General features: G+C 65.1%; 23 protein-coding genes. 9 read left to right on the forward strand and 14 right to left on the reverse strand.

Annotated features, from left to right (window positions below; translation table 11 throughout):
- Positions 1-202 precede the first annotated feature (202 nt).
- Both ACXJMY_RS20445 and ACXJMY_RS20450 read left to right on the forward strand, forming a co-directional pair.
- Entirely contained in the window at positions 203-1,786 is a 1,584-nt protein-coding gene (locus tag ACXJMY_RS20445) for a DEAD/DEAH box helicase (protein ID WP_456621148.1), read from the forward strand.
- 198 nt (positions 1,787-1,984) lie between these two features.
- Complete coding sequence (locus tag ACXJMY_RS20450; RefSeq protein WP_456621149.1) at positions 1,985-3,052, forward strand: GGDEF domain-containing protein; 1,068 nt, start codon at positions 1,985-1,987, stop codon at positions 3,050-3,052.
- A 75-nt stretch (positions 3,053-3,127) separates the two neighbouring features.
- Here ACXJMY_RS20450 and ACXJMY_RS20455 read toward each other — a convergent pair whose 3' ends face one another.
- The 9 genes from ACXJMY_RS20455 to ACXJMY_RS20495 all read right to left on the reverse strand — a co-directional run bounded on the left by ACXJMY_RS20455 (position 3,128) and on the right by ACXJMY_RS20495 (position 12,036).
- Positions 3,128-3,574, reverse strand: coding sequence for a TfoX/Sxy family protein (locus ACXJMY_RS20455; RefSeq protein WP_456621150.1), 447 nt, complete (start codon positions 3,572-3,574; stop codon positions 3,128-3,130).
- 181 nt (positions 3,575-3,755) lie between these two features.
- On the reverse strand, positions 3,756-4,166 hold the full coding sequence (locus ACXJMY_RS20460) for a HesB/IscA family protein (RefSeq protein WP_456621151.1): 411 nt from the start codon (positions 4,164-4,166) through the stop codon (positions 3,756-3,758).
- A gap of 63 nt (positions 4,167-4,229) precedes the next feature.
- Positions 4,230-4,601: an SUF system Fe-S cluster assembly protein gene (locus ACXJMY_RS20465; protein WP_014495549.1), complete on the reverse strand. Its 372-nt coding sequence runs from the start codon at positions 4,599-4,601 to the stop codon at positions 4,230-4,232.
- Positions 4,598-5,845: a cysteine desulfurase gene (locus tag ACXJMY_RS20470; protein WP_456621152.1), complete on the reverse strand. Its 1,248-nt coding sequence runs from the start codon at positions 5,843-5,845 to the stop codon at positions 4,598-4,600. Before ACXJMY_RS20470 ends, ACXJMY_RS20465 begins: the two co-directional genes overlap by 4 nt.
- On the reverse strand, positions 5,842-7,146 hold the full coding sequence (sufD, locus tag ACXJMY_RS20475) for a Fe-S cluster assembly protein SufD (RefSeq protein WP_456621153.1): 1,305 nt from the start codon (positions 7,144-7,146) through the stop codon (positions 5,842-5,844). Before sufD ends, ACXJMY_RS20470 begins: the two co-directional genes overlap by 4 nt.
- A 12-nt stretch (positions 7,147-7,158) precedes the next feature.
- Positions 7,159-7,908 carry a Fe-S cluster assembly ATPase SufC gene (gene sufC / locus ACXJMY_RS20480; protein WP_456621154.1) on the reverse strand — a complete coding sequence of 250 codons (750 nt, stop codon included), beginning with the start codon at positions 7,906-7,908 and terminating at the stop codon, positions 7,159-7,161.
- 130 nt (positions 7,909-8,038) lie between these two features.
- A complete protein-coding gene (gene sufB, locus ACXJMY_RS20485; RefSeq protein ID WP_456621155.1) occupies positions 8,039-9,535 on the reverse strand; it encodes a Fe-S cluster assembly protein SufB in 1,497 nt (498 codons plus the stop codon).
- A 116-nt stretch (positions 9,536-9,651) separates the two neighbouring features.
- Positions 9,652-10,791, reverse strand: a complete 1,140-nt coding sequence (locus ACXJMY_RS20490; protein ID WP_456621156.1) for a cysteine desulfurase family protein — start codon at positions 10,789-10,791, stop codon at positions 9,652-9,654.
- A gap of 51 nt (positions 10,792-10,842) precedes the next feature.
- Positions 10,843-12,036 carry an acyltransferase family protein gene (locus ACXJMY_RS20495; RefSeq protein ID WP_456621157.1) on the reverse strand — a complete coding sequence of 398 codons (1,194 nt, stop codon included), beginning with the start codon at positions 12,034-12,036 and terminating at the stop codon, positions 10,843-10,845.
- A gap of 44 nt (positions 12,037-12,080) precedes the next feature.
- Here ACXJMY_RS20495 and ACXJMY_RS20500 point away from each other — a divergent pair, with 44 nt between their 5' ends.
- From ACXJMY_RS20500 to ACXJMY_RS20510, 3 genes are all read left to right on the forward strand, one after another.
- Entirely contained in the window at positions 12,081-13,034 is a 954-nt protein-coding gene (locus ACXJMY_RS20500) for a LytTR family DNA-binding domain-containing protein (protein WP_456621158.1), read from the forward strand.
- 370 nt (positions 13,035-13,404) lie between these two features.
- Positions 13,405-14,052, forward strand: a complete 648-nt coding sequence (locus ACXJMY_RS20505; RefSeq protein ID WP_014495555.1) for an alpha/beta hydrolase — start codon at positions 13,405-13,407, stop codon at positions 14,050-14,052.
- A 7-nt stretch (positions 14,053-14,059) separates the two neighbouring features.
- The gene (locus ACXJMY_RS20510) at positions 14,060-14,572 is read left to right on the forward strand and encodes a DUF1697 domain-containing protein (protein WP_456621159.1); all 513 of its coding nucleotides are present in this window, start codon (positions 14,060-14,062) and stop codon (positions 14,570-14,572) included.
- Here the strand turns inward: ACXJMY_RS20510 and ACXJMY_RS20515 are convergent.
- From ACXJMY_RS20515 to ACXJMY_RS20525, 3 genes are all read right to left on the reverse strand, one after another.
- Positions 14,569-14,892 carry a DMT family transporter gene (locus ACXJMY_RS20515; RefSeq protein WP_456621160.1) on the reverse strand — a complete coding sequence of 108 codons (324 nt, stop codon included), beginning with the start codon at positions 14,890-14,892 and terminating at the stop codon, positions 14,569-14,571. The genes ACXJMY_RS20510 and ACXJMY_RS20515 overlap by 4 nt on opposite strands.
- Before the next feature lie 9 nt (positions 14,893-14,901).
- Positions 14,902-15,579, reverse strand: coding sequence for a glutathione S-transferase family protein (locus ACXJMY_RS20520; RefSeq protein WP_456621161.1), 678 nt, complete (start codon positions 15,577-15,579; stop codon positions 14,902-14,904).
- Positions 15,580-15,690: 111 nt separating this feature from the next.
- Positions 15,691-16,794 carry an anhydro-N-acetylmuramic acid kinase gene (locus tag ACXJMY_RS20525; RefSeq protein ID WP_456621162.1) on the reverse strand — a complete coding sequence of 368 codons (1,104 nt, stop codon included), beginning with the start codon at positions 16,792-16,794 and terminating at the stop codon, positions 15,691-15,693.
- A gap of 165 nt (positions 16,795-16,959) precedes the next feature.
- On the opposite strand from ACXJMY_RS20525, the gene tyrS reads away from it, so the two are divergent.
- From tyrS to ACXJMY_RS20540, 3 genes are all read left to right on the forward strand, one after another.
- Entirely contained in the window at positions 16,960-18,213 is a 1,254-nt protein-coding gene (tyrS, locus tag ACXJMY_RS20530) for a tyrosine--tRNA ligase (protein ID WP_456621163.1), read from the forward strand.
- 57 nt (positions 18,214-18,270) lie between these two features.
- Positions 18,271-19,542, forward strand: a complete 1,272-nt coding sequence (locus tag ACXJMY_RS20535; RefSeq protein ID WP_456621164.1) for an MFS transporter — start codon at positions 18,271-18,273, stop codon at positions 19,540-19,542.
- Between the two features lie 220 nt (positions 19,543-19,762).
- Entirely contained in the window at positions 19,763-20,200 is a 438-nt protein-coding gene (locus ACXJMY_RS20540) for a DoxX family protein (protein WP_456621165.1), read from the forward strand.
- A 59-nt stretch (positions 20,201-20,259) separates the two neighbouring features.
- Here the strand turns inward: ACXJMY_RS20540 and ACXJMY_RS20545 are convergent, their stop codons facing one another.
- Positions 20,260-20,499 (reverse strand): hypothetical protein, encoded by a 240-nt coding sequence (locus tag ACXJMY_RS20545; protein ID WP_456621166.1) that lies wholly within the window; start codon positions 20,497-20,499, stop codon positions 20,260-20,262.
- Positions 20,500-20,563: 64 nt separating this feature from the next.
- On the opposite strand from ACXJMY_RS20545, the gene ACXJMY_RS20550 reads away from it, so the two are divergent.
- Positions 20,564-22,258, forward strand: coding sequence for a methyl-accepting chemotaxis protein (locus ACXJMY_RS20550; RefSeq protein ID WP_456621167.1), 1,695 nt, complete (start codon positions 20,564-20,566; stop codon positions 22,256-22,258).
- A gap of 251 nt (positions 22,259-22,509) precedes the next feature.
- Here ACXJMY_RS20550 and ACXJMY_RS20555 read toward each other — a convergent pair whose 3' ends face one another.
- A complete protein-coding gene (locus ACXJMY_RS20555) occupies positions 22,510-26,322 on the reverse strand; it encodes a YhdP family protein (RefSeq protein ID WP_456621168.1) in 3,813 nt (1,270 codons plus the stop codon).
- Positions 26,323-26,354 lie beyond the last annotated feature (32 nt).

Consider the following 26,354-nt stretch of genomic DNA (forward strand, 5'->3'; position numbering starts at 1 on the left):
CCCGCGGCTGCTCCATTGACTTTGGCCGATTCCCGCCTATGTTCCGGTTCGACGCGGCTCAGATCGAAGAGCGATTCCTGAGCCTGGCGCTTTGTTCGCGTGAGTCAGCACCCCCAGCTTCTTTGAGAGCGCGCCGTTTCGGGGTGGAACGCGACAGCCTTATTACCCTCGATTCCGAACGGCGGTTTCGACCAGAGGCTCAATGTCCTTTTCCAATCTCGGACTATCCGAAAAAGTCCTCGCCGCAGTGGCGGCCACCGGTTACACCACCCCCACCCCCAWTCAGGAACAGGCGATTCCCCACGTCCTTGCACGCAAGGATGTGCTCGGCATCGCCCAGACCGGCACCGGCAAGACCGCGGCCTTCGTGCTGCCGATGCTCACCATCCTCGAAAAGGGTCGCGCCCGGGCACGCATGCCGCGCACGCTGATCCTGGAACCGACCCGCGAGCTCGCGGCGCAGGTCAAGGAGAACTTCGACCGCTACGGCGCCGGCCAGAAACTCAACGTCGCGCTGCTGATCGGCGGCGTCTCGTTCGGCGACCAGGACGCCAAGCTGACGCGCGGCGTCGACGTGCTGATCGCCACCCCCGGCCGCCTGCTCGACCACACCGAACGCGGCGGCCTCCTGCTCACCGGCGTCGAGCTGCTCGTCATCGACGAAGCCGACCGCATGCTGGACATGGGCTTCATTCCCGACATCGAGCGCGTCTGCAAGCTCGTGCCGTTCACGCGGCAGACCCTGTTCTTCACTGCAACCATGCCGCCGGAAATCCGGCGCATCACCGAGGCCTTCCTGCACAACCCGCAGAAGATCGAGGTCTCCAAGCCCGCCACCACGGCCGTGACCGTCACGCAGTCGCAGGTCCCGGCCGGACGCGAGGCGCATGAAAAGCGCGAATTGCTTCGCCGCCTGCTGCGCGAGGCCAAGGATCTCAAGAACGCGATCATCTTCTGCAATCGCAAGCGTGAAGTCGCGATCGTTCACAAATCGCTCCAGAAGCACGGCTTCAGCGTCGGCGCGCTGCACGGCGACATGGACCAGCCGGCCCGCATGGCCGCGCTCGAGCAGTTCCGCAAGGGTGAGCTGCCGCTGCTGGTCGCCTCCGACGTCGCCGCCCGCGGCCTCGACATTCCCGAGGTCAGCCACGTCTTCAATTTCGACGTCCCCCACCATCCCGACGACTACGTCCATCGCGTCGGCCGCACCGGCCGCGCGGGCCGCAGCGGCACGGCGATCTCGATCGTCACGCCGCTCGACCAGAAGTCGATGGTGGCGATCGAAAAGCTGATCGGCCAGAGCATTCCGCGCGCGGAGGGCGATTTCGAAATCCGCAGCGACTCCACTGATCCGAGCGAACGTCCGCGCGAGTCGCGCGGGCGCGACCGCGAGCGCTCCCGCGGCGGACGCGGCAAACCGCGTCGCGGCCACGAGCCGCGTGGCGATGCGCCACACCCCTCCGAAGCAAGGCCGTCGGCCGACGCAAGGCCTGCAGCCGAAGCGCGCCCCGCGCGCGAGGCAAGACCTCCTCGCGAAGAACGGCCTGCTCGCGAAGCAAGACCTGCTCGCGAAGAGCGGCCCGCCCGCGAGGCAAGGCCTGCTCGCGAAGCCCGGCAATCCTCCGAGCCGCGCGGCGGATCGCGCCAGCAGGCCAATCCATCCCATGTGCCCTCGATCGGCCGTCCCGAGCCGCGCCGCCAGCGCGAAGCCGACACCGAGCCTGGCGATCATTCGCATCTTCCGGCGTTCCTGCTGCGGCCGGTACGCTCGCCCGCGGGCGCCTGAAGCGCGACGCGCTTCAGGTTTTGCTTGAGCACGATCTCCGCGCAAACGCGTTCCGCGTTTGTCGCGCCTGCACACACTTCCGGATCATGCTGTCGCGAACGGCCGTTTACCGGCCGTTCACGATCGTCCGTTAGCCTACGAACATAATTTAAGCATTGCTGCGGTCGGCGGCGCACCGATCGCCGTGGGGTATGTTCTGTGGTCAAGGTGCTCGACGAACACGAACGCACGATGGCGTTCGCCGAGGTGGCGCTCGGTCAAATCCGCTCGCTCCGGCAAACCGCAATCCCCCGCAATTATGAAATCTGGTACGTCTACGCCACCGGCTACAACGCGCCGCTCAACAAGATCATCAACGAGACGCTGGCCCGCAACGGCAAGCTGACCGAAGCCGATCTCGAGCAGATCTACGAGACCTATCTCTCCCACATCAAGACCACCGACCGCATCGACAAGGTCGGCGCGCGCGTCATCGGCGAGATCGACGACGTGATGAAGGTGCTGGGCGATGCGCTCGGCATGACCGGCTCCTACGACGCCAGCCTGTCGGGCGCGACCGAACAATTGTCGACGGCCAAGAGCCGCGAGCAGATCAAGGCGATCGTCGAGAGCCTGATACGTTCGACCAGCGAGATGCGCGAGACCAACAAGACGCTGGAAGACCGGCTGACGCTGTCGAAGAGCGAAATCAGCAATCTCCAGCAGAGCCTCGAGGCGATCCGGGCCGAGAGCCTGACCGATCCGCTCACCGGCCTGGGCAATCGCAAATATTTCGACCGCATGATCGGCATGGCCGTGCAGAGCGCGCTCACCAGCGGCGAGCCGCTGTCGCTCCTGCTGCTCGACATCGATCACTTCAAGTCGTTCAACGATTCCTATGGCCATCTCACCGGCGACCAGGTGCTGCGGCTGGTCGGCCTGTCGCTGAAACAATCCATCAAGGGCCAGGACATCACCGCGCGCTACGGCGGCGAGGAGTTCGCGGTGGTGCTGCCCAATACCGCGCTGCGCCAGGCGCTCACCGTCGCCGACCACATCCGCCGCGCCGTGATGGCGAAGGAATTGAAGAAGAAGTCGACCGGCGAGATCCTCGGCCGCGTCACCATCTCCGTCGGCGTCTCCATGCTCAAGCCGGGCGACGACAACGACTCCCTGATCGAGCGTGCGGACGCCTGCCTCTACGCCGCCAAGCGCAACGGCCGCAACCGCGTGATCTGCGAGGCCGATCCGGAATACGCGATCGAGACGCACAGCCGGGTGGCGTGACGCACCTTCACAAGCAACAGAGCCGTAGGGTGGGCAAAGGTGCGAAGCGCCGTGCCCACCATCTTTCCAGCATTTCTATCGTGAGCGGTGGGCACGCTTCGCTTTGCCCACCCTACGAACCGCATTCTTGGCTGCACGCTTCTTGACGGCAGGCTTCTTGGCCACGCGCTTCTTCGCCGCCTTCTTCGCTTTCGGCCGCTTCTTCACCTTGGCGCGCTGGGCGGCTGCGAGCGCCGCCCTCGCCCATTGTACGAGATCCTCGGAATCGTCGAACAGGCGCGCCGGCAACTCCCAGTAGGAGTTGACCGTCACCGTCTTGGCCCGGGTCGAATACTGGAACGGTTTTGAGCCTTCCGCTTCAAAGTCCGGGATGGTCACCTCGTCGGCACGGAAGAACAGGCCGGCGCGTAGAGACAGCGCAAAATTGATGCCGTCGGCGGAGATGCCGTAGCCGGAGAACATTTTTCGGATGGTGACGGGGCCGAAATCGGCGAACAGGTCGATCAGGAATTCGCGGTCCATGGCCCGGATACCTCCCCATCGTCGTCCCGGCGCAGGCCGGGACCCATAACCACAGGGAGGAGTTTAGCGAAGACTCGACGTCACGCCATTCGGTACTGGCACTTCCCACAATGGAGAGATCACGCGGTATGGCTCCCGGCCTGCGCCGGGACGACAGCGGTGGGCTTTGAGATAGCCGGACTTACCCGTCGATCTTCGCCGGGCGCAGCTCGACCGACTCGCCGCAGCCGCAGGCGGAGACCTGGTTGGGGTTGTTGAAGACGAATTGGGCCTGCATCTTGTCGGCCTTGTAGTCCATCTCGGTGCCGAGCAGGAACAGCACGGCCTTGGGATCGACCAGGATCTTGACGCCCTTGTCCTCGACGACCTCGTCGGTCGGGCGGATATCATGGGCGTATTCGACGGTGTAGGACTGACCGGCGCAGCCGCCGTTCTTCACCCCGACGCGCAGGCCCACGATCTCGGAATCGGCGCGGCTCGTCAGCTCGCCGATGCGCTGCGCTGCAGCGTCCGTCAGCCGCATGACCTGCGGACGCGGCCGCTTCGGCTTGGGGGTGGAAGCTGGTGTGGAGCCTGACGAAATCTGGGTCATGTCAATGATGTGGTCCGTTGCGGCGCGAATTCAATGCCGAGGATTCAAAGCAAGCGTTACGCGTCACCACATGTTGAGCACGAGGCGGGCCTCGTCGCTCATGCGTTCGGGCGACCACGGCGGCTCCCAGACCACCTTGACGTCGACCACGCCGACGCCGGGGACGCTGGCAACGGCGTTCTCGACCATGGTCGGCAGCTCTCCGGCGGCCGGGCAGTTCGGCGTCGTCAGGGTCATCTGGACGTCCACCGAGCGGTCGTCCTTGATCTCGACCTTGTAGATCAGGCCGAGCTCGTAGATGTCGGCCGGAATTTCCGGGTCGAACACGGTCTTCAGCCCGGCGATGATCTCCGTGGTGAGACGCTCGGTCTCCTCCGGCGGCAGCGCCGACTGGGTTTCCATCGGATTGGCTTTGACTTCGGCCGTGTCACTCATGCGAACAAATCCCGCGCCTTCAACAGCGCCTGTGCCAGATGATCGACTTCTTCCCGCGTATTATACATGCCGAACGAGGCCCGGCATGTCGCCGTCACGTTGAACCGCTCTAAAAGCGGCATCACGCAATGGGTGCCGGCGCGCACCGCGATGCCCTGACGGTCGATCACGGTGGCGACGTCATGGGCGTGCGCGCCCTTGAGCTCGAAGGAGATTACCGGGCCCTTGCCGCGCGCCGTGCCGATCAGCCGCAGCGAGTTGATCTCGCGCAGCTTCTCCTGGGCGTAGGTGGTGAGATCGTGCTCGTGGGCGGCGATGCGCTCCTTGCCGATCGAATTGACGTAGTCGATGGCGGCGCCAAGGCCGACCGCCTCGACGATCGCGGGCGTGCCGGCCTCGAACTTGTGCGGGGGGTCGCCATAGGTGACGATCTCGCGCGAGACCTCGCGGATCATCTCGCCGCCGCCGTTATAGGGACGCATCGCGACAAGGTGGTCGTACTTGGCCCAGAGGATGCCGATGCCGGTGGGACCGTAGACCTTGTGGCCGGTGAAGACGTAGAAGTCGCAGCCGAGGTCCTGGACGTCGACGGGCAGATGCACCGCGCCCTGGCTGCCGTCGACCAGCACGGGAATGCCGCGGGCATGGGCGATCTTCACGACGTCCTTGATCGGCACGATGGTGCCGAGCGCGTTCGACATCTGCGTGATCGCGACCAGCTTGGTCTTCGCCGTCAGCAGCTTCTCGAACTCGTCGATGAGGAAATTGCCCTCGTCGTCGACCGGTGCCCATTTGATCACGGCGCCGTGGCGCTCGCGCAGGAAGTGCCAGGGCACGATGTTGGAGTGGTGCTCCATGATCGAGATGACGATCTCGTCGCCCGCCTTGATGTTCGGCTCGCCCCAGGACGAGGCGACCAGGTTGATGGCCTCCGTCGCGTTGCGGGTGAAGATCACTTCCTCAGTGCGGGACGCGTTGATGAACTGCGCGACCTTGGTGCGGCCGCCCTCATAGGCTTCGGTCGCGGCGTTGGCGAGGTAATGCAGGCCGCGATGGACGTTGGCGTATTCGGACGTATAGGCCTGCGTCATGCGGTCGAGCACGGACCGCGGCTTCTGCGCCGAGGCCGCGTTGTCGAGATAGACCAGCGGCTTGCCGTAGACCTGCATGGCTAGCGCCGGGAAATCCTCGCGTACGCGCGCCACGTCGTAGGCGCCGTTCTTGACTGCCGGATGCGTGCTCATGACCGCTGCTCCAGCCAGCGCTCGGCGATGCCGATCACATGCTCGCGCAGATCATCATCGGCGATCTGCTCGATCGCCTCGCCGACGAAGGCCTGGATCAGCAGCGCCTGGGCCTGCTTCTCCGGCAGGCCGCGCGCCTTCAGATAGAACAAGAGGCTGTCGTCGAGCGCGCCGGCGGTGGCGCCGTGGCCGCAGGAGACGTCATCGGCGAAGATTTCCAGCTCCGGCTTGTTGTCAGCCTCGGCCTCGTCGGAGAGCAGCAGCGCCCGCGTCATCATCTTGCCGTCGGTCTTCTGCGCGTCGGGACGGACGATGATGCGGCCCTGGAACACCGAATGGGCGCGGTCGTCGATCACGGCGCGGAAGATCTCGCGGCTGACGCAGTTCGGCACGGCATGGTCGACCACCAGCGTGGTGTCGCCGTGCTCGGTCTTCTTCAGGAGGTTGACGCCGTTGATCGCGAGATCGCTGCCCTCGCCGGCCAAGGTGATGAAGCCCTGGAGGCGGCTGACCGCGGCGCCGCTGGTCATGTTGAAGAAGTTGACCTTGGTGTTGGCGCCGACGGTGACGAATTGCGAGGTGATGTTCACCGCGTCAGGCGCATCGTCCATCAGGCGGACAAGCGCGACATCGGCGTTGTCGCCGATCGAGATCAGCACGGCGTCATGGACTTGATAGGCCGTGGCGCCGGCCGCGACAAAGCTCTCGATGATGGTGGCACGGACACCCTTCCCGACCGCGACCTGCGAGCGGGTGAACGCCGATGCGGAAGCAGCGGTCGCAACATGGATGATCTGCACGGGCACGGACAGTTGCGCGCCGTCGGCGATCGACAGCACGACGCCATCCGTCGCCATCGCCGCATTCAGCGCGATCACGGCATCGGTGGCCGCCGTCGTCAGGAGACCGGCATCGGTCGCCAGCGTCTCCCGCAACGTCTTGAAGCCCACCTCGGAGCCGAGAGCCTTGACGTCGGAGAGATCGGCCGAAAACACGCCATCGACCAGCACCAGCTTGCGGGCGCCCGCGATCGCGTGCGCCTTCACCGCCTCGGCAGCGCGCTTCAGCGCGGCCGCATCGGGCGCGGCGGCCAGCGGCAGCACCTCGCCGACCAGGGCGCGCAGATCGGTGTATTTCCATTCCTCGATCCGGCGGTGCGGCAGGCCGAGACGCTCATAGGTCTCGAAGGCCTCGCGGCGCACCGCGACCACCGCCGGCGAACCAGGCAGCCGGCCTTCTGCGCTGGTGAAGAGATCGCTCACCGCGCGGCCGCTCCCGGTCTTTGCCACAGCAACGTTCATCGCAAACAATCCTTACGCGTCCTCGAACTGGACATAGCCGGACGCTTCCAGCTCCAGCGCCAGTTCCTTGCCGCCGCTCTTCACGACGCGGCCCTTCGACATCACGTGCACGAAATCAGGCACGATGTAGTTGAGCAGCCGCTGATAATGGGTGATCACGACCATCGCGCGCTTGGGCGAGTGCAGCGCGTTGACGCCGTCGGCCGCAATCCGCAGCGCGTCGATGTCGAGACCCGAATCCATCTCGTCGAGGATGCACAGGCTCGGCTCGAACAGGGCCATCTGCAGCACTTCGTTGCGCTTCTTCTCGCCGCCGGAGAAGCCGACATTGACGCCGCGCTTGAGCATGTCCTGCGGGATGTTGAGCGACTTGGAGACCTCGCGGACCTTCTTGAGGAAGTCCGGCACCATCAGTTCGCTCTCGCCGCGCGCCTTGCGCTGGGCATTTAGTGCGGTGCGGAGGAAATTCATGGTGGTGACGCCGGGAATCTCGACCGGATACTGGAACGCCAGAAACACGCCCTTCGCGGCGCGCTCCTCAGGAGCCATCTCCAGCAGGTCCTCGCCCCTGAACAGGATCTGGCCGTCAGTGACTTCATAACCGGGCTTGCCGGCGATGACGTGCGACAGCGTCGACTTGCCGGAGCCGTTCGGCCCCATGATCGCGTGGATCTCGCCCTCGTTCACGGACAGCGTGAGCCCGTGGAGAATCTCACGCTCCTCGACACGAACCTTCAGGTCTTTCACTTCAAGCAAAGCCATAATCTTGTTCCATCTATCCACTCGTCCCGAGGAGCGCCAAAGGCGCGTCTCGAAGGATGAGGCCAACAATCATTCCGATGTCATCCTTCGAGACGGCCGCCGCCGCGGCCTCCCCGGGATGAAGCCGGAGCTAACCGACCGATCCTTCCAGCGAGATCGAGATCAGCTTCTGCGCTTCCACCGCGAACTCCATCGGGAGCTGCTGGAGCACGTCCTTGACGAAGCCGTTGACGACGAGACCGACGGCCTCCTCCTGGCTGAGGCCGCGCTGGACGCAGTAGAACAGCACATCCTCGGAGATCTTCGAGGTGGTTGCCTCGTGCTCGAACGTCGCCGACGAGTTCTTGGCCTCGATGTAGGGCACGGTGTGCGCGCCGCATTTGTCGCCGATCAACAGGGAATCGCAGGCGGTGAAGTTGCGCGCGCCTGTCGCCTTGCGATGCGCCGTCACGAGCCCACGATAGGTGTTCTGCGACTTGCCGGCGGCAATACCCTTGGAGATGATGCGGCTCGACGTGTTCTTGCCGAGATGGATCATCTTGGTGCCGCTATCGACCTGCTGGTAGCCGTTCGAGATCGCGATCGAATAGAATTCGCCGCTCGAGTTATCGCCGCGCAGGATGCAGCTCGGATACTTCCAGGTGATGGCGGAGCCGGTCTCGACCTGGGTCCAGGAGATCTTGGAGCGGTCGCCGCGGCAGTCGCCACGCTTGGTGACGAAATTGTAGATGCCGCCCTTGCCTTCCGAGTTGCCCGGGTACCAGTTCTGCACCGTCGAATATTTGATCTCGGCGTCATCATGCGCCACGAGCTCGACCACGGCGGCATGCAACTGATTCTCGTCGCGCTGCGGCGCGGTGCAGCCTTCGAGATAGCTGACGTAGGAGCCCTTGTCCGCGATGATCAGCGTGCGCTCGAACTGGCCGGTGTTGCGCTCGTTGATGCGGAAATAGGTCGACAGCTCCATCGGGCAGCGCACGCCAGGCGGCACGTAGACGAACGAGCCGTCGGAGAACACCGCCGAGTTCAGCGTCGCGTAGAAATTGTCCGAGGTCGGCACCACGGAGCCGAGATATTTCTGCACCAGCTCGGGATGCTCGCGGATCGCCTCCGAGATCGGCATGAAGATCACGCCGGCCTTCTTCAGCTCCGCCTTGAAGGTGGTCGCAACCGAAACCGAGTCGAACACCGCGTCGACCGCGATCTTGCGCCGGGCCGGGTCTTCCTCGCCCACCTTGGGCTCGACGCCTTCGAGCATCGCGACTTCCCGCAGGGGAATGCCGAGCTTCTCGTAGGTCTTCAGAATCTCGGGATCGATCTCGTCGAGCGAGGAGACCGTCTTCTTCGGCTTCGGTGCCGAATAATAATAGAGGTCCTGGAAGTCGATCTTGGGATAGTCGACGCGGGCCCAGGTCGGCTCAATCATCGTCAGCCAGCGCCGATAGGCCTCGAGCCGCCACTGGAGCATCCAGGCGGGCTCGTTCTTCTTCTCGGAGATGAACTTGACGGTTTCTTCCGACAGCCCCTTGGGGGCCTTGTCGGACTCGATCAGGGTCTCAAACCCATAACGATACTGGTCGACGTCGATGCGCTTCACGCGCTCGACCGTCTCTTGTACGGCTGGCATTCCATCCTCCGCTCGCGGTTTCAAGGACCGCGGTGGATCATCAAACTCGGACGACTATTACGATGTTTCTTGGCGGGACGCACGTGCTTAGAACCGTTCAAGCCGTGTTTCATCGCTTAACCCTTAAGTAGGGTATTACCGAGCTTTCGCCAAGCCTCTAACGTCGTATTGATGTCATCCGGTCCCGTGGACCAGCCCAGACTGAGGCGCACCGCTCCCTGGGCGGTGGCCGGGTCGAACCCCATCGCCGACAGCACGTGAGACGGCTGCACCTTTCCCGAGGAACAGGCCGAGCCTGACGATACTGCGATACCTTCAAGGTCAAAACCGATCACAGCGGTCTCGGCCTTCAGACCAGGTGCTGTGAACAGAACGGTATTTGGCAACCGCTCCACATCATCCGAGAAAACGGTCGCGCCCGCCATGGCGCGGATGCCCTGTTCCAAGCGATCTCTGAGGCTTACCATGCGTTCCATATCCTCAGGCAGAGCCTGAAGCGCCGCCTTCACCGCCGCACCGAAGCCGGCGATGCCGGCGACATTCTCGGTTCCCGCTCGCCGGTTGAGCTCCTGCCCGCCCCCTCTCAGCACCGGTTCCAGCCCCGTAATCCCCTCCGCCACCACCAGCGCGCCAATACCCTTGGGGCCACCGATCTTGTGCGCAGAAAAGGTCGCAAGGTCTGCGCCTATGGCATTGATATTGAATGGAATTTTTCCAATCACCTGGATCGCGTCGACGTGCAGGAGACCCCCGGCTTCGTGAACGATGCCGGCAGCCTCCGCGACCGGCTGGATCGCGCCGGTCTCGTTGTTGGCCGCCATGATCGAGACCAGAGCCGGTGGACCGTCGCTCAGCAGCGTCCTCAGATGGTTGAGATCGACCACGCCGGAGCGCGTAACCTTGACCTGGGCGATGCCATCGGCCGGGAACCGGCCGCCTGACAGCACCGAGGCGTGCTCGATCGCCGAGACCAGGAGCCGCTGCACCGGCCGCCCCGACTGGCCGCGGAGGCCGGGCGACAGCGCCAGCGCATTGGCCTCGGTTCCGGCGGAGGTGAAGACGACGTTCCGCGGCAGCGCCCCCACCGCTGCCGCAAGCGCGACACGGGCGTCCTCGACCAGCCGTCGCGCCTCGCGCCCCTCGGCATGGACCGAGGATGGATTGCCGATCAGGTCGTAGGCAGCCAGCATCGCAGCCCGCGCACCGGCGCGGAGCGGGGTCGTCGCATTCCAGTCGAGATAGACGCGGCCAGGCATGTCGCCCTCTTAGCACCTTTTGCCAGCGCGCCAATCGAGGCCTGGCGCACATCAGGCCGGCTGCTGCTGCGCAATCCGGACCGGGGATCGGGCCTCCTTCCGGAGTCCGAACAGCGGCCGCAGCCAGGCGATCCGCCGCACGACCTCGTAGGTGACCAGACAGGTGAGCGCGGTACCGGCAACCACGATGGCGGCTTCGTTTCCGGCTGACAGTCCGCTGCCCCGCAGCGCGTGCGCGATCATGATGATCGCGGTCTGATGCACGATGTAATAGGGAAAGATCGCGTCGGTCAGGTAGCGGCGCACGGGGCCATCGGCCGTCAAATAGCGCCGCGCATAGCCGAGCACCGCGGCCATGGCGAGCCATTGGTAGCAGCCATAGGCCGAGCTGGCGAACCACCTCAGCATCGGCGACGGTGCAAACAAGCCGGCACGAACGAGGATGAAGGCAGTGAAGCAAGCGGCTGCGATCGCCAGCATCACCCGTCGCTGCCGCTCGATGTCGCGCCAGATGCGCTCCTGGTTTGCGAGCAGGAAGCCGATCAGGAACGCGGTGGCATGGTCCGCGTGATTGTACCAGTCGCCGAACAGCGCATGCGTCGACGGAAAGGTCGGGAACAACAGCAGCCGCCAAACCGCAAACAGCAGGCACGGCAGTATCAGGAGCCACGGTCCGGCCAGCAAGGCGGCCAGCCGCTGGCCAAGCCAGGCTGCGGCCGCCGGCCAAAAGACCAGCACGCCAACCAACGCCATCGTGTAGACCCAGAGATAGACCACGAACCAGAGATGGTTCCAGGTCGGCAGCACGATGCAGGGGTTCGGACAGAACTGCGAACCGAACGCCAGGTAGTGTTGGACGTAGAAGTCGGCGAAACCCTGGGGGTAGCCGAGGGCTTCGACGATCTGGAGGTAGGACTGCGGCGGCACGATCACGAGCATGCCGAAGATCAGCGGGATCAGCAGCCGCACCGACCGCGCGCGGGCGAATTCGGCCAGGCGGTACTTTCCCAGCATGAAGCGGGTGGCGACCCCGGACACCAGGAACAGCAGCGACAGTCGCCAGGGATTGAGGAACAGCATCACCGGCTCAAGCCATATCAGCCGGTGCTGGCTCTTGATGTGAAATCCCCAGGACACGTAGAGCATGCCGACGTGGTAGAAGATCAGCAGCCCGAAGGCTAAAATCCGCACCCAATCCAGATCGATGCGCCGTTCCGAGGTCGAAACTTGCTGCGGTGTTGACATGGTATTCTGCTCCTTGACGGGACGACAAAGGCGGTCTTCGGGCCATGGCTGACACGCAAAATGCCCCCGAAACGGAGCGGGTCGAGACGGTTTGGGATCAGGACCGAACGGGAGGGGATGAGGCGTCGTCGGCCGGGACGAGCGGTTGGCGCCGCGGGATCAGTCGCGGCGACTCGACGATGTTCGGTGCGATCGCGGTCGTTGCGCTCGCCATCGGAATCGTCAATGCGCTATCCGGTGCACAGGACGCCGCCTGGCGCGGCGACAGCTACGATGTCGGCCGGCGGCTGTTCTGGGAGTTGTCGAGCATCATCGTCATCCTGCTGCTGGTGCCGATCCTGGTGCTGGCCGTCCGGCGCATGCGCCGGACACCGGGCCTGGCGGCGCAGATTGGAATCGGTGCGGTTGCCCTGCTCGGCTTCTCGACACTCCACATCATCGGCATGGTATGGCTCCGGAAACTCGTGCTCTGGCTCGCTGGAGGCGCCTACGACTTCCATTTCTCGCTCGCGGTGGTCCTGTACGAGTTCCGCAAGGATACCGCGACGGCTTTGCTGCTGGGCGGAACGCTCTGGCTGATCGAAAGCCGTCGTGAGCTGCGGAAGGCCGCACGCGCGGCTATGTCCATACCGGTCGCTCCGCTGCAGCAACCGTCCCTCGATTTGATCTGGCTCCGGGACGGCACGAGCCGCATTCGTGTCGCACCGCGCGACATCCTGTGGGTCGCCTCTGCCGGCAACTACATCGAATACAGCCTCGCTAACGGCACTCGGCACCTGATCCGGGGCACGCTTGCCGCAACCGAAAGCGAGCTGGCCCGCTTCGCCATCGCGCGCGTTCACCGGACCAGGCTTGCCAATCTCGGCCGGGTGATTGGCGTGGACTTCAAGCCGTCAGGCGATTTCGAGCTTACATTTGACAACGGGCAGACCCTGGGGGGCAGCCGCCGCTACCGGCCGTCGGTCGCCACGCTGGGAGGCCGTTCCGAGCCCGCGTGAATCGCCACCGGGATCGTCCAACGACCGATAAACAATCGTGATTCCAATTGGTTGCCGAAGGCGCATGGGCGCAACGCCAATCGTCGTCCTCACTCTGTTCGACCCCGGCAGCGGCGAGCGCGGTCGCCCAGGACGCGGCTATGACCAGCTAAACTCTTGAGCCCATTGAGAGATGTCGAAGATGCTTGCTTTTTGACCCACGCCTCATGCTAGAACGCGCGCGTCAGTTCACCGCGCGCCGCTCGCGCATCATCCGAGGGCGCCGCTCCACCCTTCCATTCGCGGTTTGCTCGGCAGAGCAGCCGACGCAGTCCGCACAATCGGTGGATTGCTGAGGAGCGCCTTCAAGGGATCAATCAAGAGATCATCCATGCCTGAAGTCATTTTCACCGGCCCTGCTGGCCGTCTCGAAGGCCGCTACCATCCGGCCAAGCAGAAGAACGCGCCGATCGCGATGATCCTGCATCCGCATCCGCAGTTCCACGGCACGATGAATCATCAGATCGTGTACCAGTGCTACTACGCCTTCGCGCATCGCGGCTTCTCCGTGCTGCGCTTCAACTTCCGTGGCGTCGGCCGCAGCCAGGGCTCGTTCGATCACGGCACCGGTGAATTGTCGGATGCCGCCGCAGCCCTCGACTGGGCGCAGACCATCAATCCCGAAGCGCGCGCCTGCTGGGTCGCCGGCTTCTCCTTCGGCGCCTGGATCGGCATGCAGCTTTTGATGCGCCGTCCCGAGGTCGAGGGATTCATCTCGATCGCGCCTCCGGCCAACCTCTATGATTTCTCGTTCCTCGCGCCCTGCCCGTCCTCGGGTCTGATCGTGCACGGCGAGAAGGACGCGGTGGTGCCGCCCAAGGACGTCAACACGCTGGTCGAGAAGCTGAAGACGCAGAAGGGCATCGTGATCGACCAGCAGGTCATCCCCGGCGCCAACCACTTTTTCGACGCCAAGCTCGAGCCGCTGATGGAAACCATCACGGCCTATCTCGACATGCGTCTCGCCAACGTGCGCTGAGGCCCCAATGGGCTCGTTCGTCGCCTTGCTGCGTGCCGTGAATGTCGGCGGCACCGGCAAGCTGGCGATGAGCGAGCTCAAGGCGATGTGCGAGGAGCTCGGCTTTGCCGCTGTCCGCACCTATATCGCCAGCGGCAACGTCGTCTTCACCAGCCGCAAATCGGAAGCTGCGATCAAGTCCGCACTCGAAAAGCGCCTCCAAGCCTACGCCGGTGCGCCGCTTGGCGTGCTCGTGCGCAGCGCAGCCGAAATGGCGCAAGTCGCGGCCGACAATCCCTTTCCGAAGGCGGCGCCCAACCGCACGGTTGCGATCTTCCTCGACAAGGCCCCGCCCGCTGACGCGCTGTCCGGGATTCGCGGCCAGAAGGACGAGGAGCTGCGCCTCGGCCGCCGTGAGATCTACGTGCATTATGGCGACGGCATAGGGACATCGAAGCTCGTCATTCCCGCCGCGAAAACCGGCACCGCGCGCAACATGAACACGATCGCGACGCTGGCGCGGATGGCCGCGGAGCTCTAGGCCAGCTTCAGCGCGGCGATCCCTGTCAGCACCAGCACGATCCCGGCGATCTTCATTGCACTCAGCGTCTCCCCGAACAGCACGACGCCCACGACGAAAGTGCCGGCCGCACCGATGCCGGTCCACACCGAATAGGCGACGCCGACCTCGAGCACCTTCAGCGCCCGCCCGAGCAGGAAGACGAAGGCGGCGAGCAGCACCAGCGAGGCGATGCTCCAGCCGGGCCGCGTATAGCCTTCCGCATATTTCATCGAGATCGCCCAGCCGACGTCGAGGAGGCCTGCGATCACGAGCATCAGCCAGGCCAGGGATGGCGACATCGGCGCGGCTCAGGCGGCGAGCTTGAGCAGATGCGCGTCATGGCGCACCAGGAACGCGCGCAGCAATTGCGGATAGTCGGCGCCGACCGCGGTGCGCACACTCGGACGCCTCGCAAGCTCCGCGCGCCAGGCGCGGACCTTCGGCACATCCTTGAAGATGCCGTGCTCGGTCAGTTCGTCGAACAGATCGAAATAGCGGAAGACGGGTGCGAACACGGCATCGACCAGGCTGAATGCTTCGCCCGCGAAGAACGGGCCTGTGCCGAGCGCGGCTTCGACACGCGCGAATTTCGCCGCAAGCGCCTGACGCTTGCTTTCGAACGTCGCCGGATCCGTCGTCGTCTCCAGCCCCCAGAGATCGCCGAGGACCGCCGAGCCGAACTCCATCCAGGCGCGATGCTCGGCGCGCTTCAACGCATCCGCCGGATGCAGCTTGAGGCCTGCTTGCGTCTCCTCGATGTACTCGCAGATCACGTTGCTCTCGAACAGCGCGACCTCGCCCTTCTCCGTCGTCACGACCAGCACCGGCACCTTGCCGAGCGGCGAAAGTTTCAGGAACCAGTCGGGCTTGTTGGCGAGATCGATGTCGACCCGCTCGAACGGCACCCCCTTCTCCTTGAGCGCGATTACCGCGCGCTGCACGTAGGGACAGAGCTTATGGCTGATCAGTTTCAGTGAAGCGGTCATGGCGATGATCCCGGCGGTTGGATGCAGTTGCATCGAATATAGATGCACTTGCATCGAACCGTCAAGATCAATGCACCTGCATCAACCGACCTTGATCTCAAGGCCTGGACCTCAGGGCCGCGCCATCACCCCGCCGGTCATCGGCATCGGCACGCCCGTGGTGGCCGGATAGGACAGCGGCAGCCCTTTCAGGCCGCGCGCGGCGAGGAAGCCGAAGGCCTGCGCCTCGATGGCGTCGGAGGCCCAGCCCAGCGTCTCGGCGGCCTCGACGGTGGCCGACCCCACCCGCTCCCGCAGCATGCGCAGCATGGTGAGGTTGCGTGCGCCGCCGCCGCAGACGATCCAGCTCCGCGGCCGCCGTGGCAATAGCGGGATGATCCGGGCGATCGCCGCGGCGGTGAAGGCGGTGAGCGTCGCGGCGCCGTCGGCCGGCGGCACATCGCCAAGCCTGAGCGCGGCAAAATCGTTGCGGTCGAGCGATTTCGGCGGCGGCAGTGCGAAGAACGGCAGCTCCAGCGCCCGCGCGATCCACGCCTCGTCCGCCTTGCCGAGCGCGGCGAACTTGCCTTCCGCGTCGAACGCCTGGTTCATGGTCCGGTACATGAAATCGTCGAGCAGCGCGTTGCCCGGCCCGGTGTCGCAGGCGATCAGCGTGTCGTTACCGTCGATATAGGTGATGTTGGAGACGCCGCCGATATTGACCACCACGATCGGCCCTTCGCGCTCCAGCGACTGGGCCAGCGCCCGGTGATAGACCGGCACGAAGGGCGCGCCTTGGCCACCGGCCTCGACGTCGGCGGCGCGGAAATCATGCATCACGGGGATATGGATCGCTCTCGCCAGAGCCGGCGCATCGCCGATCTGGACCGTGAGCCGCCGCTCAGGGCGGTGCAGCACGGTCTGGCCATGGAAGCCGACGATGTCGATGTCTTCCGGCTTCATCCGGTTCTGGGCGACGAAGGCGGCCACCGCCTCGGCATGCGCCAGCGTCACCGCGCGCTCGGCCTCGGCCAAAATCCCGGGCCGGGCATCGCGCTGCGGCAGGTGCACGGCCTCGCTGAGCGCCTGGCGCAGCAGATTGCGCTCGGCCGGGCTATAGGGCCGGTAGCCGGACGGTCCGAACGCCTTCACCTGCTTTCCGTCGGTTTCGATCAGCGCAATGTCCACCCCGTCCAGCGAGGTGCCGCTCATCAAACCGAGTGCCGTCAACATCATGGATCAGCGTCCTCTTAGACCCCACTCTGGCATGCCGATCTTGTGCCAGAGGGACACATCTTATAATGCCTCAGCGCCAAGTGGCGGGCGGCAATCGAGTTCCCACGGAAGACCCTTAAATTGCTCCCAAAACAGTAAACCAAGAATTGTCAGGCACGCCGACAGATGACTGCATTTAAATCGGATTTCCTCAATACCCTGCAGGAACGTGGATTCATCCACCAGTGCTCCGATTTCGAGGGGCTCGACGCACTCGCCGCCAAGGGCGAGGCGACCGCCTATGTCGGCTATGATTGTACCGCCCGCTCGCTGCATATCGGCAACTATCTGACCATGATGATGCTGCACTGGCTCCAGCAGTCCGGCAACAAGCCGATCACGCTGATGGGCGGCGGCACCACCATGGTCGGCGACCCCTCCGGCAAGGACGAGACCCGCGCGATCCGTACCGTCGCCGAGATCGAGGCGAACAAGGCCTCGATCCGCGGCGTGTTCGCCAAGGTGCTGCGCTATGGCGATGGCAAGAGCGACGCCATCATGCTCGACAATGCCGAATGGCTGACCAAGCTCAACTGGATCGAGATGCTGCGCGACGTCGGCCGGCATTTCTCGGTCAACCGCATGCTGACCATGGACTCCGTGCGTCTGCGCCTCGAGCGCGAGCACGAGATGAGCTTCATCGAGTTCAACTACATGGTCTGCCAGGCCTACGACTTCGTCGAGCTCGCCAGGCGCACCGGCTGCAGCTTGCAGATGGGCGGCTCCGACCAGTGGGGCAACATCATCATGGGCGTCGATCTCGGCCGCCGCATGGGCACACATCAACTGTTTGCGCTGACGACACCGCTGCTGACCACGGCGTCGGGCGCCAAGATGGGCAAGACCGCGCAAGGCGCGGTGTGGCTCAATGCCGACCAGTTCTCGCCGTATGATTTCTGGCAGTACTGGCGCAACACCGAGGACGCCGACGTCGGCAAATTCCTGAAGCTGTTCACGACGCTGCCGATGAGCGAGATCAGGAAGCTCGAGGCGCTCGCGGGCTCGGAGATCAACGAGGCCAAGAAGGTGCTCGCCACCGAGGCGACCGCGCTGCTGCACGGCCGCGACGCCGCCAACGAGGCCGCCGAGACCGCGCGCCGGACCTTCGAGGAAGGTGCGCTGGCGGAGAGCCTGCCCACGGTGGAAATTCCGCGCGGCGAGCTGGATGCAGGCCTCGGCGTGCTCAACGCCTTCGTCAGAGCGGGCCTCGTCGCCTCCAACGGCGAGGCGCGGCGCCAGATCAAGGGCGGCGGCCTGCGCGTCAATGACGAGTCCGTCACCGACGAGAAGATGGCGCTCTCGGCGGCCAACCTGACGCCGGAAGGCGTGATCAAGCTGTCGTTCGGCAAGAAGAAGCACATCCTCATCAAGCCTGCATAGGCGTATGAGCTTTTCGCTGCTTGTCAGGGCGCGCCGATGCGCGCTCCCTGATCGGCAATGGATCAGAACACGCCCAAGGAAACGCGCAAGGAAGCGATCAAGGATGGCGCCGCGGCGACACCGCAAGGCGCCGTGCGCATCGCTCTCACGGTGCTCGCTCTCTGCTTCACGCTGGCCGTGCTGGGCCGTGGGCTCGGCGACAGTTTTACGGTTTTCCTGAAGCCGATCTCGGAAAGTTTTGGCTGGGACCGCGCCCAGATCGTCTCGGTCTATTCCCTCACCTGGCTCGCGAGCGGTCTCACCGCCCCCTTCGTCGGACGGCTGTTCGATCATTCCGGACCGCGCATCGTCTATGCGCTCGGGCTGCTGCTGCTCGGCGCGGCATTCCTGATTGCGGCGCACGCACAGCATCTGTGGCAGTTCCAGCTCTCGATCGGCCTATGCGTCGGCATCGGCGTCGCCTTCATCGGCATCGTGCCGAACTCGATCCTGCTCGGTCGCTGGTTCGGGCCGCGCCTGCCGACCGCGATGTCGGTGGTGTATTCGGCGATGGGTGGCGGCGTGCTTGCGCTGCTGCCGGCCTCGCAGCTCCTGATCGATGGCATCGGCTGGCGCGACACCTACCAGCTGTTCGGATTCGCGGCACTGGCCCTGTTGCTTCCGCTGATGCTCCTGCCGTGGCGGCTGTTCGCCTCGGGCTCGCCGCATGTCGTGAAGAAGACCGATCCTCGCTTTGTCGACAACGGCTGGACGCTTCTGGGCGCGTTGCGCCACCACGCCTTTTGGGCGCTGTTCTCGACCTTCTTCTTCACCGCGGTCGGCATGTATGCGATCGCAGCCCAGATCGTGGCCTATCTGATCGACGCCGGCTTTCCGCCGCTCCAGGCCGCCACCGCCTGGGGCTTCTCGGGCGTCGTGCTGGTGTTCGGCATGTTGGGGGTCTCCGCGCTCGACGGGCTGATCGGGCGCCGGCCCTCCGTGCTGCTGAGCTACGCGATCTCGATCCTCGGTATCGTCCTGCTCTGGCTGCTGCAATATTGGCCGAACATCCTTCTGCTCACCGGCTTCGTCGTCTGCTTCGGCAGCATGATGGGCTCGCGCGGCCCGCTGATCAGCGCGACCGCGATGCGGATCTTTCAGGGCAAGCGCGTGGGCACCATCTACGGCACCATCTCGATCGGCAGCGGCCTCGGCTCGGCGTTCGGCTCCTGGAGCGGTGGCCTGATCCACGACGCGACCCACGGCTACAACGCGCTGCTCGCCTTCGCACTTGCGAGCGTGGTGCTCGGGATGATCCCGTTCCTGGTGGTTCCCGCCCTGCGGCGCTAGGTGTCTCAGAGGTAACCTGCATCCTCGCGCGTCACCGGGAAATTACGGACTGACGCGACGCCGGACACACGCAAAAAATGTGATGCCGTGGGGCTAAAATCCCAGCCTGCGGTGTTATGCCCAACATGACGAAAATGTCAGCTCGAATTGGGCGTGGGCGTCTTGCAGGGCGGAACCGAATGCGGTCCAAGTCGCAGCATTGGATGGAGGGCACAAACCAATGAACTTTCCCTATCTCGCTCGCTTTCAGCCGGCTCTGTTGAGCCTGTTTCGCTTCATCACCGGCCTCTTGCTGTTCCAGTATGGCGTCGCCAAGCTGTTCAAGTTTCCGGTGCTTCCCTACTTCGCCGACATCCCGCCGCTGATCTACGCGGCCGGTACGCTCGAGCTGGTGCTCGGGGCGACCCTGATGCTCGGCCTGTTCACGCGGCTCTCGGCATTCATCCTGTCGGGCGAAATGGCCTTCGCCTACTTCATGGGCCACATGCTCAAGACGGGCTCGCCAGTGTTCCTGCCGCTGCTCAATGGCGGCACCGCCGCGATCCTGTTCTGCTTCGCCTGCCTCTATCTCGCGGCAGCCGGCGGCGGCGCGGTCAGCGTCGATGTGCTGATGGGCAAGGACAGCGAAGCAGCGGACGGCGCCTACGCGCGGCGCTGACGCGCCCGCAATTCACCCGCAAGCAACAAGACGGCGCCGGCAGGTTTGCCGGTGCCGTCTCAGCGTGCCCCCAGCAGGTTCCAGATCACGGCCAGCGCTGCTACGAGCAGCACGGACATGATGATGCGATGAACGAATCGGTTCATTGCCGCTCCGGCCAGGCTGGATAGCCACGACACTCCAAAATCATTTTGCTCCACCACATGAACCGGCCCCAACCGGGGCACCGCCTTTTGCCTGCACGCTTGCGCACGCGGCTGCGCATGTTGCGCGCGCGGCAGCACGCCGCATGCGTCCATTCATGATTGGTAAGAACTTCATGCTACCGACGCGAGCAATAACAACCGTTCCGTAGAGGCCGCGATGAAGCTGCTGAGTCATCTGAAGATCCGCACCAAGCTCACCAGCATGGTCTGTCTCGCGGCACTCACGATTACCGCCATCATCGGAGTATCGTCCGTCCTCAGCAAGAGCCGCATGATGGAGGACCGCGTCCAGCAGATGCGGACCGCGGTGGAACTGCTCTACAACCTCGCGCAAGCGCTCCAGGACGAGGTCGCTGCCGGCAAGCTGACGCAGGCCGAAGCCAAGGCCCAGTTCCACCAGCGCGGCCGCCGCATGAGCTTCAACGGCGGCCAGGGCTACCCGGTCGTCTACAATGCCGACATCTCGCTGTTTGTGAACGGTGCCAATCAGCAGCTCGAAGGCAAGATCACCGGCGCCATCGACTCCAATGGCGTCCTGATCGCCGACGCGATCATGAACACCGCCACTCAGAATCCCCAGGGCGGCGTGGCCTCCTACCTCTATCCCCGCCCCGGCCAGACCGAGCCCGTCCGCAAGACCGTTTTCACCCGCAAATTCGCGCCCTGGAACGTGACGCTCAGCTACGGCCTCTATGTTGACGACATCGACGCCGACGTGCGCGCGCTGACGCTGGAGCTGGGCGCGATCGGCATCGGCCTGATGCTGCTGATGGCCACGCTGTCCTGGCTGATCGCCCGCGACGTGCTCGGCGCGCTCGACCGCCAGAAGAACCGCATGCAGGAGATCTCCGAAGGCGCCATCGACCAGCCGGTCGAGGAGACCGGCCGCGGCGACGAGATCGGCCGCATGGCCGAGACGCTCGAAGTGCTGCGGCAGACCGCCTTGACGGCGCGCACGCTGGAGGCCGAGCAGGCCGCCATCAAGACCCGCAGCGAGCAGGAGAAGCGCGACGCCCTGATCGCGCTCGCCGACCGCTTCGACGCCTCGGTCGGCCAGCTCGTCGGCCTGATGGCCTCAGGCTCGGGCGAACTGGAGACCACCGCAAAGTCGATGTCGTCGACCGCCGAAGGCACCAACCAGCGCGCCGCCGTGGTCGGCTCGGCCGCCACCGAGGCCAGCCAGCGCGTCCAGACGGTCGCGGCCGCCGCCGAGGAGCTCTCCTCCTCCATCACCGAGATCAGCCGCCAGGTGGCGCAGTCCGCCGAGGTCACGGGACGCGCGGTCGACAGCGCGCGCCGCACCGACACCATCGTGCGCGCGCTGTCCGACGGCGCCCAGCAGATCGAGCATGTCGCCGAACTGATCTCGAGCATCGCCGCGCAAACCAATTTGCTCGCGCTCAACGCCACCATCGAGGCCGCGCGCGCCGGCGAAGCCGGCCGCGGCTTTGCCGTGGTCGCCTCCGAGGTGAAGTCGCTCGCGAGCCAGACCGCGGAGGCGACCCGCGAGATCGGCGACAAGATCGCGCAGATCCAGGGCGCCACCAAGGAAGCCGTGGACGCCATCGGCGGCATCACCGCCACCATCGAGGAAGTCAGCCGGATCGCGACCTCGATCGGCGCCGCGATCGAGGAGCAAGGTGCCGCCACCGCCGAGATCGCCCGCAGCGTCTCGCAGACGGCGGAGGCGACCAAGGAAGTCACCACCAATATCGGCGTCGTCAGCACCGCGGCCAACGAGACCGGCAACGCCGCCGGCATGGTGCTTGCCGCCGCCTCGAACCTCTCCAAGCAGGCCGAGCAGCTCTCCGGCGAAGTCGGCACCTTCCTCGCCGGCGTCCGCGCGGCGTAAGCTGACGCAGCGCGGGTCCTACCGAGAATGTCGCGCTGGGTTAAGCCCGCAGGGTCGCGCAGCGGGGCCTGAACCTCTCCCGCTTGCGGGAGAGGTTGGCGCGAAGCACCGGGTGAGGGCTCTCTCCTCTTGGGGGTTCTCGATTGCGGAGACACCCTCTCCCCAACCCTCCTCCGCAAGCGAGGGAGGGAGCGTACCTACTTCCTGGCAGCGGCCCGACTTGATCGCACTCGACGAAAACAGCCCCGCCGCTATCGCCGCGCGAGGGTGCAGCCGCTCGACAGCTGCCGCGTCGATCCGGTCGAGCCATCGCCCGACTGCTGCGACGGCAACTCGTCAAACGGCGAGTTCTGCTTGCCGGTGTTGAATTCGAAGATCTTGCGGAACAGGCCGGGCGCCATCGCCGAGATCGGATTGACGCGCATCACCGGCGCGGCGGGCGTGCCGACGACCTCGTAGGTGACGCCGATCAAGCCCTCGTTGTTGCCGCCGCCGAGGAAGATGCCGAACAACGGGATCTGGCCGAAGATGTTGTTGACGCCATACATCGGCACGAAGGTGCCGCTCATGCACACCTGGTTGCCGGGATAGTCGATCGAGCCCTCGATGGTGGCGCCGATCATCGGTCCCTTGACCACGCCATCGCGGATCGTGAGCGCACCGTTCTGCCGGGTGAATTCCGCACGCAAAGCACTGAAGGAAACGCCGCTGCCGGTCCCGTTGGGCGCGCCCGCGGCGACGCGCTCGAGCTGCGCCTCGCCCTTCACCGTGAAGTCGCGGAGGTTGATCAGGCCTTCCCTGGGTGTCGAAGATTCCGGCGCCGGCGGCTCCATCGCCACCACAATCTGCCCGCCGATGGCCTTGGTGTAGGTGTCCGTGAAGCGCAGCAGCGCACCGGCGTCGCTGGTCTGGAGATAAATCACCTCGCGGGCGCCCTGCGCGCGGCCGCCGCGCAGGTCGGCTGCCACCGGCGTGTCGCGACCGATCTTGCCGCTCAGCGTGAAGGCCTTGATGGCGCCACTGCGTTTCGACATCTTGGCGTCGACGCTGCGCATCGCCTCGCCGTTGAAGCCGGCGACCGCGCCGAGCTTCACGTCGATGTCGAAATCGACGTTCTTCAGCTTGCTCTTGCCGTCATCCTTGGAATTGCCTGAGATCGCCGACTTCAGGAAACCGCGGCCGTCGAACACGTCGCCGCGCATGGTGCCGCGCACCACGCCGTCCTGACCGCGCTCCACCTTCAACGACGTCTTGTCGCCGTCGGACGGCGAATAGGTCGGGAAGTTCGCATTCATGAGGTCGCCGTTCGGGTCGACCTCGAGCGAGCCCTTGATCGAGGCGCCGCCGCCCTCAATGACGATGTCCTCGAAACGTGTCGATTGCGCCGTCGGCACCACCTTGAAGCTGGCCTTGCCCGATTTGCCCGGCAGCTTGACCCAGCCGGGAAGAATGTTGTCGAGCTTCACTGATGTCAGGTCCGCCTCGACGCCGAGCTTGGTCGTCTGGTCGGCACCGCTGGCGATCTTGCCCGAGAGCTTGATCGGCAGGGAGCCGCTGACGGCGGGGCTGAGGTCGAAGCCGAGGCGCGCGCGGCTCGCATCGTCCAGCGTCGCCTGCAATCTGACGTCCGCGTCGCCCTCAGCCGGCTTGCGATAGTCGAGCGAGGCCGCCTGCCCGTTGATCTTGACGTCGCCCTTGACCTGATAGCCCTGGTTGTTGGCGACGATCTTGAGATTGTTGGCCTCCAGCTTCTGGTTCATCACCAGCTTGTCGGCGGCGAAGCCGTTGAGATCGGCGGCGACGACGTAAGTGGTGTCGGCCTTGGTCAGCTCGCCCTTGACCGGCAGGCCCAGCTGGATGTTCGCCGAGAACGTTCCCTTGCTGGTGTTGGGATCGACGGTGGTCGCCGACAGATCGCTCAGGCGATCATTGGCCATGATTTCCGCCGCCGCCGGCACCGGTCCCTCGGCGCGGAACTTGGTCCGCGACGGCGACGGTTTTGGCGCCATGTCCGGCACCTCGAAGGTGAAATCGGAGATCGTGATCTTGCGGCCGGCGGGCGTATCGGCAATGCCCTGCCCGATATTCACGGTGGCCGTACGCCCGGTCACGCGTGCCTTCAAATCGGCGTCGTGCACCACCGGCATGCCGTCCACGGGGCGGACCGCGACGCCGCTTGCCACGATGTTGACCGAGAGGCCGTCGTCGGGAATGGGCGGGCCCTTGCGCGGCAGGTTCCTCGTCGGCGAATTGACGCCGATCTCGATGCGCTGGAGCGTGCCGCGCTCGATCCGCTCGATCACCCACTCGCGCAATTCCGGCACGATCAGCGTCGGCCACATCCGCTTCAGGGCGGAGGCCGACATCGGCGTTCCCGCAAAGCCCAGCGTCAGCCGCGGCTCGCCCGAATAGTCGATGGCGCCGGTACCGGCGACGCCGATCTCGCCATTGGAGATATCGGCCTGCGTCAGCAGCAGCCGCTTGTGGTCGGTGTCGAAACGGAAGCCGATCGCAATGCGGTTGAAGACCAGCGGCGGCTCATTGTCGATGCCGCCGAGCAGGATCGAGCCGCCGCTGAAGCCGAGCTGCCAGTCGTTGCTGGCGCCGTTGGGCGGTTCGAGATGGGCAAGCAGCGTGACGCGGTTGGCCCCCGAGAGGATCTTGAAGGGCGCAACCAGCACCCGCCTGTTCGAGTCCCACTCGACGTTGATCTCGGCCGAGTCGATCGCCATCGGATAGTCCGGCGTGTCGGTGTCGATGATGTTGCCGGAGCCGATCGCGATCTTGCCGCGGAAGAAGGTCGGCACGCCATCACGGCCAAGCTCGCCCTTGAGCTCGCCGGTCAAAGGCAGGTCGGCGGTATAGGTGAGGTCCTTCACCCGCAGCGCCAGCAGGATGTTGGAGGTCGAGACCTTGTCGGCGCGGATGTCGACCGAGCGCACACCATTCTCGGCCGGCCCGATCGTGGCGCGCAGCGACCACGGCCGCGCGCCCTCTTCGCCGACGCTGAGCGTGACGCCGCCACGACTCGGCCGGCGCAGGCTGAGACTGATGTTCTCAAACGACCATTTGCTGCCGCGCTGCTGATCGTCGACGATCAGATTGCCGTTCTTCAGACCGATCTCGTTGAGGTTCTGGCCGTCGAGGCCGGTCATACTCAAACTGTCGAGCCAGTCGAGGCCCTGAAGAATTCCGCTCTGTGCGGTCGCCTGAGGCGCGGCCTGGGATGCGTCCGGGCTCGCGGGCGCCGTCGCGAACGGCGGCGGCGGGACACCGTTACGCGGGAATGTCGGCGGCAGGCCCGCGTCCTTCTTTGACGCGACGCCGGTTGCGAGCGGTTTTGCGGTGTCGCCGGCGGACACCGTGACGGTCCCGTCGGGCGCAATCCGGATCGCAAGCTCGGCATCGACGAGATTGAGGCTTTCCGCGCGCAGGTGCCCCATCAGGAGACCAGCCCCCGACAGCTTCACCTCCGCCTTCGGCGCGGTGGCGACGATGGCATGGTCCTGGTCGCGCACGATGATGTCGCGGATGCGCACGGCGATCCGAATCCGCCCGGCGCGCTCGATCTGGGTGCCGCCGACCTCAACGGTATTGCCGTGACCGATATTGTCCTCGATCGCCGCCGCTAGCCATGGCGTCGCGATGTCGAGATTGATGGGACCGGCGCCGAGCCGCCACCACAGCGCGCCGAAGCAGCCGATGAAGATGACGGCGAGAGCACCGACGACGACGACCAGGCGCTTGAGCCAGCGGTCAGCCGCCAGCCACCGCCGCAACGATCCGAAGCCGTCACCGAAGCGATGGATGCCCGAATTGGAACGAGACAGCAGTCGGCGCGCCCGATGGCCCGCCGCCTCTTCCTGATCCGGATCCCAGTCGGCCTCGTCCCATCCCGGCGGCTCTTGTCCGCCGCCGCGCCGATCGAAATCGCGATTGTGATCCTGGGGCGACGTATTCCTTGCCATTGCCTCTCGATACAGGCGCCCGTCGTAGGATTGAGCGCCGCCGGGACCGCAGCCGTCGACGGGGATCGAAGCTCCCCGCCCCGGCGTTGCCGCCATACCTCGAATATTCCTGCTGTTCGTCATTTCGC

The organism is Bradyrhizobium sp. P5_C12, assembly GCF_054049735.1.

Coding starts and splice junctions, on each gene's coding strand:
- ACXJMY_RS20455 (WP_456621150.1), bottom strand. CDS start 3,574: ATGGACCGCGAATTCCTGATCGACCTGTTCGCCGATTTCGGCCCCGTC.
- ACXJMY_RS20460 (WP_456621151.1), bottom strand. CDS start 4,166: ATGACCCAGATTTCGTCAGGCTCCACACCAGCTTCCACCCCCAAGCCG.
- ACXJMY_RS20465 (WP_014495549.1), bottom strand. CDS start 4,601: ATGAGTGACACGGCCGAAGTCAAAGCCAATCCGATGGAAACCCAGTCG.
- ACXJMY_RS20470 (WP_456621152.1), bottom strand. CDS start 5,845: ATGAGCACGCATCCGGCAGTCAAGAACGGCGCCTACGACGTGGCGCGC.
- sufD (WP_456621153.1), bottom strand. CDS start 7,146: ATGAACGTTGCTGTGGCAAAGACCGGGAGCGGCCGCGCGGTGAGCGAT.
- sufC (WP_456621154.1), bottom strand. CDS start 7,908: ATGGCTTTGCTTGAAGTGAAAGACCTGAAGGTTCGTGTCGAGGAGCGT.
- sufB (WP_456621155.1), bottom strand. CDS start 9,535: ATGCCAGCCGTACAAGAGACGGTCGAGCGCGTGAAGCGCATCGACGTC.
- ACXJMY_RS20490 (WP_456621156.1), bottom strand. CDS start 10,791: ATGCCTGGCCGCGTCTATCTCGACTGGAATGCGACGACCCCGCTCCGC.
- ACXJMY_RS20495 (WP_456621157.1), bottom strand. CDS start 12,036: ATGTCAACACCGCAGCAAGTTTCGACCTCGGAACGGCGCATCGATCTG.
- ACXJMY_RS20500 (WP_456621158.1), top strand. CDS start 12,081: ATGGCTGACACGCAAAATGCCCCCGAAACGGAGCGGGTCGAGACGGTT.
- ACXJMY_RS20505 (WP_014495555.1), top strand. CDS start 13,405: ATGCCTGAAGTCATTTTCACCGGCCCTGCTGGCCGTCTCGAAGGCCGC.
- ACXJMY_RS20510 (WP_456621159.1), top strand. CDS start 14,060: ATGGGCTCGTTCGTCGCCTTGCTGCGTGCCGTGAATGTCGGCGGCACC.
- ACXJMY_RS20515 (WP_456621160.1), bottom strand. CDS start 14,892: ATGTCGCCATCCCTGGCCTGGCTGATGCTCGTGATCGCAGGCCTCCTC.
- ACXJMY_RS20520 (WP_456621161.1), bottom strand. CDS start 15,579: ATGACCGCTTCACTGAAACTGATCAGCCATAAGCTCTGTCCCTACGTG.
- ACXJMY_RS20525 (WP_456621162.1), bottom strand. CDS start 16,794: ATGATGTTGACGGCACTCGGTTTGATGAGCGGCACCTCGCTGGACGGG.
- tyrS (WP_456621163.1), top strand. CDS start 16,960: ATGACTGCATTTAAATCGGATTTCCTCAATACCCTGCAGGAACGTGGA.
- ACXJMY_RS20535 (WP_456621164.1), top strand. CDS start 18,271: ATGGATCAGAACACGCCCAAGGAAACGCGCAAGGAAGCGATCAAGGAT.
- ACXJMY_RS20540 (WP_456621165.1), top strand. CDS start 19,763: ATGAACTTTCCCTATCTCGCTCGCTTTCAGCCGGCTCTGTTGAGCCTG.
- ACXJMY_RS20545 (WP_456621166.1), bottom strand. CDS start 20,499: ATGGACGCATGCGGCGTGCTGCCGCGCGCGCAACATGCGCAGCCGCGT.
- ACXJMY_RS20550 (WP_456621167.1), top strand. CDS start 20,564: ATGAAGCTGCTGAGTCATCTGAAGATCCGCACCAAGCTCACCAGCATG.
- ACXJMY_RS20555 (WP_456621168.1), bottom strand. CDS start 26,322: ATGGCGGCAACGCCGGGGCGGGGAGCTTCGATCCCCGTCGACGGCTGC.